This is a genomic window from Flaviflagellibacter deserti, assembly GCF_042652085.1.
Taxonomy (GTDB): domain Bacteria; phylum Pseudomonadota; class Alphaproteobacteria; order Rhizobiales; family Methylopilaceae; genus Flaviflagellibacter; species Flaviflagellibacter deserti.
The window spans coordinates 1,378,422-1,392,585 of sequence record NZ_JBHSJF010000006.1 but is presented as its reverse complement, the minus strand read 5'-3'; the positions used below and the strand labels follow the sequence as shown (position 1 = coordinate 1,392,585).

Annotated in this window: 11 protein-coding genes; 6 read left to right on the top strand and 5 right to left on the bottom strand. The window is 63.5% G+C overall.

Annotated features, from left to right (window positions below):
- The first annotated feature begins 73 nt into the window (after nt 1-73).
- Both ACFPFW_RS13855 and ACFPFW_RS13850 read left to right on the top strand, forming a co-directional pair.
- A complete protein-coding gene (locus ACFPFW_RS13855) occupies nt 74-2,044 on the top strand; it encodes a glycerophosphodiester phosphodiesterase family protein (protein ID WP_379771177.1) in 1,971 nt (656 codons plus the stop codon).
- A gap of 183 nt (nt 2,045-2,227) precedes the next feature.
- Complete coding sequence (locus ACFPFW_RS13850; RefSeq protein WP_114956698.1) at nt 2,228-2,944, top strand: DUF2141 domain-containing protein; 717 nt, start codon at nt 2,228-2,230, stop codon at nt 2,942-2,944.
- A 52-nt stretch (nt 2,945-2,996) separates the two neighbouring features.
- Here the strand turns inward: ACFPFW_RS13850 and ACFPFW_RS13845 are convergent, their stop codons facing one another.
- From ACFPFW_RS13845 to ACFPFW_RS13830, 4 genes are all read right to left on the bottom strand, one after another.
- A complete protein-coding gene (locus ACFPFW_RS13845) occupies nt 2,997-4,841 on the bottom strand; it encodes a hypothetical protein (RefSeq protein WP_114956699.1) in 1,845 nt (614 codons plus the stop codon).
- A 123-nt stretch (nt 4,842-4,964) separates the two neighbouring features.
- The gene (locus tag ACFPFW_RS13840) at nt 4,965-5,333 is read right to left on the bottom strand and encodes a response regulator transcription factor (protein ID WP_114956700.1); all 369 of its coding nucleotides are present in this window, start codon (nt 5,331-5,333) and stop codon (nt 4,965-4,967) included.
- A gap of 117 nt (nt 5,334-5,450) precedes the next feature.
- Nucleotides 5,451-6,080, bottom strand: coding sequence for a response regulator transcription factor (locus ACFPFW_RS13835; protein WP_114956701.1), 630 nt, complete (start codon nt 6,078-6,080; stop codon nt 5,451-5,453).
- On the bottom strand, nt 6,077-7,999 hold the full coding sequence (locus tag ACFPFW_RS13830) for a PAS domain-containing sensor histidine kinase (protein WP_162799645.1): 1,923 nt from the start codon (nt 7,997-7,999) through the stop codon (nt 6,077-6,079). Before ACFPFW_RS13830 ends, ACFPFW_RS13835 begins: the two co-directional genes overlap by 4 nt.
- A gap of 236 nt (nt 8,000-8,235) precedes the next feature.
- Here ACFPFW_RS13830 and ACFPFW_RS13825 point away from each other — a divergent pair, with 236 nt between their 5' ends.
- Together ACFPFW_RS13825 and ACFPFW_RS13820 are read left to right on the top strand one after the other, a co-directional pair.
- Nucleotides 8,236-8,976, top strand: a complete 741-nt coding sequence (locus ACFPFW_RS13825; RefSeq protein WP_114956703.1) for a sensor histidine kinase — start codon at nt 8,236-8,238, stop codon at nt 8,974-8,976.
- A gap of 46 nt (nt 8,977-9,022) precedes the next feature.
- Entirely contained in the window at nt 9,023-9,544 is a 522-nt protein-coding gene (locus ACFPFW_RS13820) for a Dps family protein (RefSeq protein WP_114956704.1), read from the top strand.
- Between the two features lie 45 nt (nt 9,545-9,589).
- Here the strand turns inward: ACFPFW_RS13820 and ACFPFW_RS13815 are convergent, their stop codons facing one another.
- Entirely contained in the window at nt 9,590-10,357 is a 768-nt protein-coding gene (locus tag ACFPFW_RS13815; protein ID WP_379771170.1) for an ion channel, read from the bottom strand.
- Nucleotides 10,358-10,593: 236 nt separating this feature from the next.
- Between ACFPFW_RS13815 and ACFPFW_RS13810 the strand changes: the two genes are divergently transcribed.
- Entirely contained in the window at nt 10,594-11,760 is a 1,167-nt protein-coding gene (locus ACFPFW_RS13810; protein ID WP_379771167.1) for an alpha/beta hydrolase, read from the top strand.
- 194 nt (nt 11,761-11,954) lie between these two features.
- Nucleotides 11,955-14,108 (top strand): histidine kinase dimerization/phosphoacceptor domain -containing protein, encoded by a 2,154-nt coding sequence (locus ACFPFW_RS13805; protein WP_114956706.1) that lies wholly within the window; start codon nt 11,955-11,957, stop codon nt 14,106-14,108.
- The last annotated feature ends 56 nt before the right edge of the window (nt 14,109-14,164 follow it).

Sequence of the window (14,164 nt, the reverse complement as noted above, 5' to 3'; positions counted from 1 at the left end):
TCAATTCGATTCCGTTCGCTCGCGTCGCGATGCTGCTGTCGCGGCTCATGCCATCATTGTTTGAGGATTCATCATGTCCGATATCGATATTTACGCCCATCGCGGAACCAACCCGTACCCGGATCACTCGCGCGAAGCCCATGTCTGGGGCGTCAATTGGGGCGCGGACGTCATCGAGCCGGATCTGTGGCTGACCAAGGACGGCGTGCTCGTCGTCAGCCACGACAACCACAACTATTCGAACCTGACCTATGAAGAGGCGAAGGCACTCGAGCCTGCGCTCCAGACCTTCGGCGAGGTCATCGAGATCGTCAAAACCATGTCGATCGAGACCGGTCGCTCCATCGGCATCATTCCCGAGACCAAGAGCACCGACTACGCGACCAGCGAGGCCGTCGTTAAGGAGCTGATCGCGCACGAGTTCACCGATCCGGACCGTGTCGTCATCCAGAGCTTCTCCTCTGCGAACCTGCAGATGCTGAACGATACCATCATGCCGCAATACGGCCTGGACATTCCGCTCGCTTTCCTCGGCGCCACCAATCTGAGTACGGCGACCCTGGAGCAGGTCGCGGCCTATGCCGACATCATCGCGCCCCATCAGAGTCTCCTGACGGCGGAGGGCGTCGCCGCCGCTCACGCGCTCGGACTCGAAGTCGTCACCTGGACGATCACCGGTACCCGTGACCAGATCCAGAGGCTCGTCGACCTCAATGTCGACGGCGTCTTCGTCGACGAGACCAATACTGCCCGCGAGAGCATCTCGAACATCAACAACGTGACCGTTGCCTACGGCACGGAAGGCGACGACGAGATCTCCGGCACGGCCGGCGACGACCTCGCCTATGGCATGAAGGGCGACGACACCATCAGCCTCGGTGACGGCAACGACGTGGCGTACGGCGATGCCGGCGACGATGTGATCGACGGCGAGGCCGGAAACGACGTCCTCTTTGGTGGTTCGGGCGACGACGATCTCGCCGGCGGCGAAGGTGATGACGTGCTGGTCGGCGGCGTGGGCGACGACGTGCTCGATGGCGGCGACGGCATCGATACCGTCTCCTATCTGGCCGGACTCAGCGACACCACGGGCGTCACCGTCGACCTTTCGACGGGGAGCGCCTACGGCGACGAAGCGGGCGCGGATGAGCTCGTCGGAATCGAGAATGTTATCGGCGGCAAGGGCGACGACACGCTGACCGGCGACGATGCCGCAAACGTTCTCGACGGCAGCGCCGGCAACGACACGATCGATGGTGGTGCCGGCGACGACACGCTGAAGGGCGGCGCCGGCGACGACACGATCGCCGGCGGAGCGGGCGTCGACACGCTCGACCTTTCCGATGCCACCGGCGCGATCAATCTCAATGTCGGGGCCGGCACGGCCTCGGGCGCCGGCATCGGCACCGACACGTTCTCCGGCATCGAAGCGTTCCGGTTCGGCGCGGGCGACGACGTCGTCACCGGCGGCAACGGCAATGACGTGTTCGACGGCGGCCTCGGCAACGACACGCTGAAGGGCGGCGCGGGCGACGACCTCGTCGCCGGCGGCGCCGGCAACGACAATGTCGACGGCGGTTCGGGCGACGACTCGGTCTCCGGCGGCATCGGCAACGACACGCTGAAGGGCGGTTCGGGCAACGATCTCGTCGACGGCGGCGAGGGCGATGATCTGATCGACGCCGGTTCTGGCGACGACGTGATCACCGCCGGCGCCGGCAACGACACGGTCGACGCCGGTTCGGGCGTGGACCGGATCGAGGGCGGCGCGGGCGACGACCTGCTGAAGGGCGGTTCGGGCGGCGACACCTTCGTCTTCGCTCAAGGCTTTGGCCACGACGTGATCTCGGACTTCGCGACGTCGGGCGCCAGCGCCGACGTGCTCGAGTTCTCGATCGACATCTTCGCCGACTTCGCCGCGGCGATGGCCTCGGCGGTGCAGGTCGGCTCCGATGTCGTGTTCACGATCGACGAGGACACCACGCTGACGCTCGACCACACCAAGCTCGCCACGCTCGGCGCGGACGACTTCCGCTTCGTCTGAGCCGATAGGACAGAAAAACGAGAGGGCGCCGAAAGGCGCCCTTTTTGTTGATCAGACAAGTATTTCCCTGGGAACCGTAACCTTGTTTCTCGCTTGCGATCCCTTCCACTCACACTTTCGGCTATATCGTCCGCAACAAAGCCGTCCGACACATTAGCGTACGCATCTCGCAAGGAGAGACAGATGCCGAGGATCAAATCAGACCAACGCACTCTCATGTCCCGGTCGGGCATTGCAGGGCTCGGCGCGCTTGCTTTCGCGAGCGTTCTATCGGTCTCGTCCGCGCAGGCGGCGGATGTCCTTCTCCTGATAGACGGTATCGAGCCCACCAAGGGCATCGTTCGCGTCGCCTTCTGCAACACCGGCCCGCTCGACGAATGCAGGCAGTTCTCGGCGGAGCAGCCGGCCAGCGCCGAGACCCTCGGTTTCCGCTTCCAGAACGTGCCGCCCGGCCGCTATGCCTTCGTCGGCTATCAGGACATGGACGAGAGCGGCAAGAATGAGCGCAACATGCTGGGAATGCCGAAGGAGCCGTTTGCTCTCAGCAACGGTGCCGGCTCCAAGCTGATTCCGCCGCCCGATCACGAGGATCTGGCGATGGACGTGCTCGACGGACCGGAAGAGACCACGATCGAGATCACGCTCCAGACCGTGACCGCGACCAAGAAGAAGAAAGGTCTCGGCAAGGCGCCGATCGAGACCGTGCCGGTCGTGCTCGTCGGCGACGTCATGAATCCGCCGCCCGAGGGAACCCCGCTGCCCGCGCCGGTCCTCGGCGGTCTTCCGCCGGCCTCAACTCCGACCACCGCGAAACCGGCCACAGCCAAGGCGCCGGCCGCTCCGAAGGCCGCCGCGGCGCCCAAGCCGACCGCCGTGATGCCGGCACCCGCGCCAAAGTAAAAAAGCAAAGCCCGGAACGCGAGTTCCGGGCTTTTTCGTCAGCGCGGCAGGTTCAGTTCGCCGCGAGCCATTTCTGCATGTCGCCGCGAAGCTGCGCATCGGCCTCGTGGAAGAAGTATTCCGAGACGATCGTCGGCGACTTGATCTTGCTGTTGATGCCGTCGTTGATCGACATATGCACGCCGTCACGGCCGGAAAGCTGGTGGCACTGGGCGCATGAGACGGTGTTGAAGCGGATCGCGTGGACGTCCTGCCGCTTCGGATCGCGGAAGGTGTCGACCGTCAGTGAGGACAGCACCTCCGTCAGCTCGGCCTTCCGCGCGCCTTGCGACTTCTCGATCTCGGCGCGCAGCAGATCGGTGTCGTAGACCGACGAGTAATAGCCGTAGTCGATGCCCTGGCGGATCGTTTTCGCCGCCGCGAGCTGGCCGGTGAGGTTGTGGCGTTCGAGATTGCCGAAGATCCAGATGCCGGTCAGCGCCGAGCCCCACTGGATGCCGTGGACCGGCCGCGCCGTCGTGAATTCGCGGATGAAATCGCGCAGCTTGCCGTCGCCATTGCCGCTTTCGCGCGCCCGGGTCAGTTCGTCGAGGCGGGTCATGAAATGGCGCTGCTGCTCGGCGCGGGTTTTGTCGTCGGCAAGGCGGTCGACGACGTCCCATTTGAGGTGCAGGAAAAGCTGCTCGCTCATATGGATGGGATCGAGCGGATTGATCATCTGGTACGTGAAGCGCACCTGCGGGATGATGCGCTCGCCGGTCCAGGCCGCGTCGAGCTGCGGCTCCTGCGGCTTCATCGTCATGCCGACCAGCCTAAAATGCGCCATGTCCGCGACGTCGGCCTCGACATCCCTGATCGGCTGGATGACGAGACCTGAGGTGTAGACGTTGTTCGGCGTGACGTCTGAAAGGCGCAGCGTGTCGTTGCCGGGCTCGGTGGAGGGGTCGTATCCGGGGAAGGGCTGGCCCTTCAGGAAGTCGAGCAACTTCGCGAACTCGTCCGGCTGCAGCAGCGAGCCGAGCGGATATTCCGTCCGCATCTCAGGCGTCGCCTCGACCACCATCTGGCGCGGCAGCGAGAATGCCTTCAGGCCCTTCTGCGGGCGGGGCGTGTCGATGCCGTAGTCGAAGGCGTGGCCATCGGGGTAGTACCAGAGCGAGTTGCGCTTCAGGTCGTTCAGATCGAACGGCTTGCGCTGATCGTAGTCGCGTAGCTCTTTCATCGGGTAGTTGACCGAGAGCTTGGCCTCGAAGCGCTGGAGCTCTTTCTGGGGAAAATCCGCGAGGCTCATCGCGTCGCGATGGTCCCACATGAACTTCATCGGGTCGAAGTTCGGATCGGGATCGTGCGCGACATGGCGGCCGCATTCGGCGTCGGGGCGCAGCCTGGTATAGTGCTCCAGCCGGACGACGACGCGGGTATAGCCTTCCTTGCGCTCCTTCTCAAACGTGGTCTTCGGATATTCGTCGATGTGGCGCAGCAGATAGGCGCTGTCGACCTTGCAGCCCTCCGGCGTCTCCAGCGAGGACTGGTGGTCGATGTGGCGGGAATCCTCCCAGATCGCGGCCGGGATCAACTGAGCGTAGCTGGCCTGATGGCCCTTCTGCATCATCGGATAAAGCGGCTCGGTGGCGCCGAGGCCGGAATCGATGAACTCGTAATTGTAGCCGGGCCGCGGGGCGCGCAGCAGCGACTCGAAATAGGTGATGACGTCGTAGACGGAACCCGGCCGGAGCGACGGAGTGTTGCTCTGCAGGATCTTGGTGCGGTTGAGATTGTAGACCTTCTCGGCGACCAGCGAGCTGTTGACGGGCTTTTCTTCCTCGGCTGAGGCGAGGAATGGAGATGTAGCGAAGAAGGCAAGCGACAGAACGGAAACTCGTAAGCCCGGCCTCATCCAATCCCCCCTTTGACCCCTGTCAAAATCGTATCAGGCTTGGGTGATTTCGCCATTGGGCCGGAAAAAAATCCCCGGAAAGTTGGGATGGTGTGTCGCAGCCGCCACATGCTCGCAAGCGGATTATCGTCCGAGCGCGGCTTCGATTTCTTGGATCAGGGCATTGGCCTGAAACGGCTTGCTGAGGAAGGCGGAAGCCCCGGCTTCCTTTGCTTTCCGCTCCAGATGGGGGGCGGCAAAGGCGGTCATGAAGATGATCGGGAAGGCATGGCCCTGGTCCTTGAGCGCGGCCTGAAGGTCGATGCCGGACATTCCAGGCATCTGGACGTCCGTGATCAGGCACGAGATCGCTGTCTTCTCTTCGGAGCCGAGGAACTCCTCACCGGACGCATAGGTACGAACGGAATAGCCGAGCGAGCGCATCAGGCTGGAAAGCGCGATGCGAACGGCTTCGTCATCGTCGGTGACTGCAATGAGAGGAACAGCGGCCAAGATACACTATCCAATCGACCGTACGCGCTGAAGAATCTGGTGGCGACGGATCATGATCCTATTTAGCTGACCTCTAATGTGGCGGGTATCATACGGAGGTTTGCCCGCATGCTGTAATCATCGCCCGGCCAGTGCCTCGGCCATGCGGACCAGGTCCGCGAGCGAGCGGGCATTCATTTTCCGCATGACATTGCCGCGGTGGATCTTGACCGTGATCTCGCTCAGGCCGAGCTCGCCCGCGATCTGCTTGTTCATGAGACCCTTGGTCACGAGCGCCATGACCTCCCGCTCGCGCGGGGTAAGCGTGTCGTGATTGCTGCGAAGAGCCGAGGCCACGCCGTCCAGAGCGCGGCGCTCGCGGTCCTTCTCAAGCGCGGTGGAAACCGCGTCGAGCATTTCCTGATCGCGGAACGGCTTGGCGAGAAAATCGACCGCGCCGGCCTTCATCCCGCGAACCGTCATCGGGATATCGCCGTAGCCGGTCATGAATATCACCGGGATGTTGATGCCCGAGCGAGAGAGCTGCGTCTGGAAATCCAGGCCGCTGACGCCAGGCAGGCGAACGTCGAGCACAAGGCAGCTCGGCGTTTCCGGCAGGGATGCTGTCAGCACATCGGCGGCAGAGGGAAAGACTTTCACGTCGTAGCCGATTGAACGGAACAGGCTGCTGAGCGCGTCGCGGATGTCGGCGTCGTCGTCGACGACCAGAACCAGCGGGTTGGGTGCGGTGGTAGTTGCAGGTTTCACTGGCGATTCCGAAGTATCAGGCGGAAGGTCGAGCCGGGCTCGCTCTTTTCAACCGTTGTCAGCTCGCCGCCATGGGCAGCGGCGATCGAGCGGCAGATCGATAGGCCCATCCCCATGCCGTTTGCCTTCGTCGTGAAGAACGGCTCGAAAATACGGGACGCGATTTCAGGCGGCAATCCGGGTCCGGTATCGGAAACTTCGATCATCGGTCCGTCTTGTCCGTCGATCGTGCGAAGCGCGATCAGTCGAGTATCCCTCGGCTGGCCGTTCATCGCCTGCGCCGCGTTCAGCAGGAGGTTCAGGACGACCTGCTGGAGCTGCACCCGATCGCCGGTGATTTCGGGGCTGGGATTGGCGAGATCGACCGTCAATTGCGCGCCGTGGATGCCGAGCTCGCGGTCGACAAGGGCCGCAGCCTGTTCGGCGACCTCGTTCAGGGATAGCGGCTCGTAGCGGGGATCGGTCTTTTTTGCCATCGCGCGCAGGCGAGCGATGACCTCGGCCGCGCGATTGCCGTTGGCGATGATCCTGTCGAGGTTTGCCCGGATCTCGCCGAGATCGGGCTCTTGCCGCGACAGCCAGCGGACACAGGCCTCACCATTGGTGACGATCGCGGCGAGAGGCTGGTTCACCTCGTGCGCGATCGATGCCGTCAGCTCGCCGAGCGTCGCGACCCGTGCCGCGTGGGCTAATTCGGAATTGGCGCGATCGAGGGCTTCCTGGAAGCGATGCCGCTCGGTGATGTCGGTCATGCTGATCAAGACCGAGTTCATCACCTCCGGTTCGGAGGCGAGCCTCATGTTGAACAGGACTGAAATGTTGTCGCCGGCCAGCGTGTGCAGAACAGCCTCCGAACTGGTCGTCGTCTCACCGCGGAAAAGCGCATCGATCACTTCGACGAACCCGGCATCGCCGTCGGCGCCGACGACGGTCGAGATCGGTCCAAGCAGTTCCGATCGGTCCTTCGCACCAAACAGCTCCACTGTCGCATCGTTCACGTCCATGGTGCGGACGAGAGCCTTCAGTCGTGCGATCTCATCGGGCCTCTGCTCCAGATAGCCTCGGGCGTCGAGGACGCCGTCCCTGCGAAGGGCGTCGATGGCCTTCTTGATCCCGGAATAATCCTGCTCCCAGATCGACACGCCCGCGGCGTCGAAGATGTTGCGGTAGCGCCTTTCGCTCCTCCGCAATTCGGCGTCCGCGCGCTTCTGCTCGGTGACGTCCGTATTGGTTTCGAGGATGGCCAGCGGCCTGTCCTGGTCGTCCCGCTGAAGCGCCCAGCGGCTGCTCACCGTCAGCCGCCGTCCGTCACGTGTCGTCTGGATGAGCTCGCCCTCCCAGCGCCCAGTTTGATGGATCTCGGCGATGATGGCCTCATGGCTCATCGGAAAGACGGTGCGGATCAGTTCCCTCGGCTGCTGGCCGGCGGCCTCGTCGCTCGACCAGCCGTAGAGTTGCTCGGCGCCTCGGTTCCAATAGGTGATGTTGCCGGACAGGTCGTGGACGAAGATCGCGTCGTGCGACAGATCGAGCAGCCGCGCGCGCTCCTGAGCGACCTTCACGGTGGATAGATTGCGTAGCGCCAGCACCGTGGTGATGGCGATGGCGGACAGGCTCATCATCGACCGGACCCATGCCGAATCCTCGAAGTGGAAGCCGTGAACCACCACATAGCTCGTGACGGTGAGGACAACACAGGCGATGGCGGCGACGATGACCTCGCGGCGGCCACAGGTGCTCGCAATCATCATGATCACGACGACGTACAAAACCGCGATCGCAAACTGCATCGGGCTCAGGGTGTCGAAGACGAAGAGTGCCGTTGCGAGTAACGCCGCGACATACGGAATCCAGCGCGACCACCGGCGGTCGTCCAGGGGGTCTGCCAGATAGGTCTTGTCTGTCGCTTCGACGGTCATCGCCTGGTCCACAAGCCGCCGCGCGCTCTTCGCGGCCCGACTCGTTTGCTCCGTACGAACGATGACGGCAAGCAAAACGAGCGTTTTTCGTGCCTACCCCAAACCTATGTATGGGGCCGCCGATCCCTAAGCATGGTGTTTGAAACCCAGCGTAGGATTCTCTCCGCAGTGCCCGGTCGTCAATCTGCGTCCATCGAAACGCCGCTGCACCGCGTCGGCGAAGATCGGGGGATCAGATGGGACAGATCATGGCATTCAACGACAGCTCGGACGAGACGGTCCGGATTGACGAAAAACAGGAGCGCAAGCACCTCTCGAGAATTCTCGGCGTGATCGGCCATGACCTGAAGCAGCCGGTCTCCGTTGCGATGATGTTCGTGGAGATGGCGCGCGCCGATCTCAACGGCGAGAAGAGTCCCGAACGCCTCCAGCGCGCCTATGATGCGCTCCGTCAGGTCTGCCGCGAACTCGATGCGATCGCCCGCACCTCGCAGGGCGGCAAGGCGTTCAGCCCCCGGACCACGGAGGTGCCGGTTCAGGTCCTATTCGACCGGCTCGATGCCGAATGGCGCGCCTATGCCGCCCATTTCGGGGTCTTCCTTCGCCTGCTGCCGAGTTCCGCAGTCGTCTCCACGGATCCGGAACTCCTCATGACGATCCTGCGCAACCTGGTCGGCAACGCCGTCAAATTCTCGTCGCGCGGCCGTCGCGTTGTCGTCGGCTGCCGGCGCGTTCGCGGCGAAGTTCGCTTCGAGGTGCATGACCAGGGGCCGGGCATGCGCTCCGACCGCCTGGAGAAGATGTTCGACGCGTTCGAACGGGGCGAGCAGCGGGATTCCATTCCGGGGCTTGGCCTTGGCCTCCATCTCGTCCGGGAAACCGGCGCGCTTCTCGGCTGCAAGGTGGCGATCTCGTCGATTGAGGGACGCGGAACGTCCTTCCACGTCTATGTGCCGAAACCCGCGCTCAACAGCTGACCGCACCGCTTCATCAAGTCGGGGGGCCGACCGAAGGAAACCGATCATGAGCACTGAACTCGCAACCCGCATGAAGGCGCCTCTGACGACACCGACAGATCTCGGCGCGGAGGCTCGCCGGAATGTCTCCGCCGCCTTGAACGGGATTCTCGCGGATATGTTCGCGTTGTACCTGAAGACGAAGAATTTCCACTGGCATATGTCGGGTCCGCATTTCCGCGATTACCATCTTCTGCTCGACGAGCAGGGCGATGAGATTTTCGCGACGACCGACGACATCGCCGAGCGGGTTCGAAAGATCGGCGGCACGACGATCCGCTCGATCGGTCATATCGGGCGCCTGCAGCGGGTATTGGACAACGACGCCGACTATGTGACACCGGAGGACATGCTCGCCGAGCTTCGCACCGACACCCAGGAGCTGATCGGTCGGATGCGCCGTGCCCATGAAGTTTGTGACGAACACAATGACGTCGCGAGCGCCAGCCTGCTGGAGAACTGGATCGACGAGGCCGAGGGTCGCGCCTGGTTCCTGTTCGAGACGGGCAGGGAAGTTCGGGTGCTCTAGGATTGCGACAGAGCCGGCGACGTCGCCGGCTCTGTCTGCATAACGTCAGGGCTCTTCGTTGGGGATTTTGAGAGGATGCCCGCAAGCCTTGCAGAAGACGGCATCCGGCTCGTGCCGCATCAGTGCGCATTGCGGACAGCGGAAGCTGACCTTTCGCGGCCTGAAGATCGCCTGCGCCAATTGCACGAACAGCGAGATGCCCGCGATCATCGCCACGACCGAAGTCAGCTTGCCCCATGGACCGGGTAGGGTGATGTCGCCGAAACCGGTCGTGGTCACCGTCGCGACGGTGAAATAGAGCGCGTCGACATAGGTCGTCAGTCCCTCGGTGCGCCCGGCAAAGGTCGTGTAGACGAAACCGGTGAACACGAAGAGGAACGTGACGAGCCTGATGATGGCGCGCGTAGCGTTTTCCCAGCTTTCCAGCCCGCGTTTGCGCAAAGGCCGCCACACCACATCGGTTCGCGACAGGGTCCATAGCCGAAGCGCCCGCAGGAAGCTCAGATTGGCCAGCCAAAGCGGCGCGAGCAAAGTGGCGAGCACCAGAAGATCGATCCAAACATCCAGCTGGCGCACCCACTTCCGGATGTCTTCGGCGGCCAGTGCCCGGGCAACAAGATCAGCGGCCACCACGAGCGCAATCGTGTAGTCGAGCCAGAAATAGACCGGCTTGTCGCTGATAATCGGCGCCAACAGGAAGAAGCCGATGATCGCCAGGTCGATGACGACGACCGCCCATTGGAAGCGCAACGCCGTCGTCGACCGGCCGTGATAAAGCGACCTGAGTGTCTGCTGAAGGCGCTGGATCGACACCTGTTTCCTCTCGATTCTTCTTCTTTGCCCGGCAGGGTAAGCCTGTCTGCCGCCTACAGGAAACGCCGTTCCGCCCTTTCAGTGCCTTGTTTACGTGTCAGAGGGATTCGCGTCGGAATATTCGTTGCGACGGAGCCTTGGCGGTTCGGTCGGAATTTCGGCATCGACAGTTTATCGGGGCAGGCTGGGGACGCCGCGTTTGCGGTGGCTTGTTCGCATTGGGTGGGGTCTTTTCGTTGGGTCTGTTTCGCGCCGTTCCTCTCGTCGCTTTCCTCCTCGCGGGCTGTGCGGGTGGTCCCGATCTGTCGGGCGATCAGTATCCGTCGGACATTGCGCGCACCGGGACGCTGACTGCGGTGACGACCCGCAAGCCGGTGGGCGACGGACGCGTCTCGCCCTGGTTCGGGCCGGAGCGCGGCAATCCGCACATTGCCGAAGTCCGTTTCGATTCGCCCTACAAAGCGGGCCGCTTTTCGACACAGGCGATCGGCATCAGCGACTGGAAGATCCAGAGCGTCCAGCAGGTGGCCTCGATCGCCGCCGCGCAGCCGCTCGACGGTGGTTCGCAGCGCGACGTCCTGATGTACGTGCACGGCTTCAACGAGAGTTTTGCCGACGCCACGCTCGATGCGGCTAGGCTGTCGGATGCGCTGCATTTCCGCGGCAACACCGTCGTCTTCAGCTGGCCGTCCCGGAATTCCGTTCTGGATTACATGGCCGACCGCGAGAGTGCGATGTGGTCCCGCGATGCGCTGGAAGACGCGCTTGACGATCTCCTGACCACGCCGGGTGTCGGCCGCGTCAACATCGTCGCCCACAGCATGGGCGGCATGGTCACCGTCGAGGCGCTCCGGCAGGTGGTTGCGCACAATGGCGGCGCGACGGGCAAATTCGGAGCGATCATCTTCGCCTCGCCGGACATCGACGTCGACAGCTTCTCGGCTTCGGTTCGGCGATTGGGCGATCTCAATCGCCGGATGACGGTGATCACCTCGAAGGACGATCGCGCGCTGGCGATTTCTGCCAGCCTCGCCGGTGGCGGCCGTGCGGGCCGGGTCGACAAAGCGAAGCTCGAGGATCTCGGCATCGAAGTCGTCGACGCTTCCGGCCTGTCGCGCGGCCTGATCCGCCACGATCTCTTCCTGCACGACGCTTCGGTTCAGAAGGTCATCGCCCAGGCGATCCGCGACGCCGGCAGTCAGGTCAGCACCGGGGCGGTATCGTCCTATCCCGCTCCGGCCATCACCCCGGCTGTGCCGGTCGCCGCGCAGCCACAGGTGCAATACCAGCCGCCGCCAGCCCAGACGCAGCCCGCCGTTCAGCCGCAGCAGCCAATGGCGCAAGCCCAGCCGCCACTCCAGATCCCGCCGCCCGTGGAGGCTTCGCCGGTGCCCACGCAGTAAAGAGCGGGAACCAGCGGCGCAATTCTCCGTTATCACCCAGCCGTGCTGCGACTTCCGTCTTGCAAACAAAGTTGGCTTGCGGTCCGTGCGTTTTGCCGCGGGCAAAAAGAGGAAGCGAGCGTTGAGACAATCGACTGGGACTGAGGCGTGATTGTTTGGGGTCCGGTCGGGCCCGCGCATCGGGAAGAAGCAGCGTGAGCGATGCGATCGACACTACGCTCTGCGACCGCGAGCCCATCCACATTCCCGGATCGATCCAGCCGCACGGATTGTTGCTGGTCGCGGATTTGGGCGGACTCGTAGTCCGCCATGGCGCCGGCGACATCGAGGGCCGCCTCGGTCGACAGAAATGGCTCGGTGCATCACTGGTCGATCTTATAGGCGGGGAGATGGCGGACCGTGCGGCCGGGGTTGCTAGTCTCGACACATCGCCAGGCTTTCTCGGACGCATTTTGCTCGCCAATGTGGCGTTCGACGTCAGCGCGCATCTCTCGCATGGACAATTAGTCGTCGAACTGGAGCCCACGCCCGATCAGGTGACGGCTTCGGCGATCTTGTCGCGGCTGGAGGCGGCGGCGGGGGCTCTCGAAAAGGCGCTCACGCTCAACGAACTCTGCCAGGTCGCGGCCCTCGAGTTCCGGCGGCTCACCGGCTACAGCCGGGTCATGATCTATCATTTCCTTGAGAACGACGCGGGCGTCGTCCTGGGTGAGGACCGAGCGCCCGGCCAGCCCTCGTTCATGAATCATCATTTCCCGGCATCGGACATCCCGAAGCAGGCGAGGGCGCTCTATATCCGCAATTTGGTTCGGGTCATCCCGGATGTATCCTACGAGCCCGCGCCGTTGCGTCCGACTCTCTCGCCGGACGAGACGCTCGACATGAGCGACTGCATCTTGCGAAGCGTCTCCTCGGTTCATATCCAGTATCTGCGGAACATGGGCGTGGCCGCCTCGGCGTCGATCTCGATCGTCAAGGACGGCGTGCTGTGGGGGTTAGTGGCCTGTCACAACGAGACGCCACTTGCGATCAGCTACGACGTGCGGGCCGCGTCGCGCGCTTTGGCCGGCAGCCTCGCGCGGCAGATCAAGGCCCGGGAAGAGACGGACGCCTATCGCGAGCGGGTCCGTCTGCGCAGTTTCGAGGACGACATCGTGTCGCTGCTCTCGCGAGAGGGATCGCTCGACAGCGCGATTTCAAACCATCTCGCCGAACTGATGCGCATGCTCAACGCCGACGGCGTGGCGGTCCTGCGTAGCCAGGATCTCGTCGTCGGTGGACGCTGTCCGCCTGAGGAAGAGGTGCGGGCGATAGGTGCCTGGGCAACCGACAAGGCCGTGGAGACGACGTTTGCGACCGAGCGCCTCTCCGAGGTCTATCCGGGAAAGCTTGAGGCCGCGCCCCTGGCCAGTGGCCTCCTTGCGATCACCCTGTCGGCCAGCGAGCCCTGGCTCGTGCTCTGGTTTCGCGCCGAGCATATCAAGACGGTGGAGTGGGCAGGGAATCCGCAAAAGGACATCACCACCGGTCCGGGTGGAGTGCTCAATCCGCGCGCGAGTTTCGAGGCGTGGAAGGAGACGGTGCGCGGCCGCGCCCGCCGCTGGACGTTGCCCGAGGTCGAGGCGGCCGGCCGCCTGCGTGTCGCGGTGACCGGTGTCTGGCAGAACCGGCGCATGCGCGACCTCAACCGCCAGCTTCTCGCCACTCTAGACGAGAAGGATGTGCTGATCCGCCAGAAGGAGTTCCTGATCGGCGAGGTCAATCATCGCGTCCAGAACAGTCTCCAGCTGGTGTCGAGCTTCCTGTCGCTGCAGGCGCGGGCGTCGAACGATCCGGCCCTGCAGTCCGCCATCGACGAGGCACGGCGCAGGCTCGCGGCAGTGTCGCTCGTTCATCGCAGGCTCTATCGGGCCGATCAGGTGGAGGCAGTCGACGTCGCCCGCTATATCGAGGAACTGACGCGCGATCTCGTGGCATCGATGGGCGACGAATGGGCGCCGCACATCACGCTCGATCTGTCCCCGGTCATGCTGCCGCCGGATCGTACGGTTGGTCTCGGACTAGTGCTCACCGAGTTGATTATCAACGCCAACAAATATGCCTATGGCGGACAGCCGGGGCCGCTGCGGATCACTCTTGCCGAGGACCGGGCGGACTTCCGCCTGACCGTCGCCGACCAAGGTGGCGGCCGTGCTCCGAATTCCAACAGGCGTGGCTTCGGCAGCCGCATGATGGATGCTCTGGTGACCCAACTCGGGGGCGATCTCGGCTATGAGGACGCCAAGCCCGGCCTGCGCGCCGTTCTGAAGGCTCCGATCAGCATGCAACACGAGACGGCGCCTGCATAAGCGGGCATAAAGCTCTTGCCTGTACTTTCTGCCCTGGCGAGGAAACTTTGCCACGA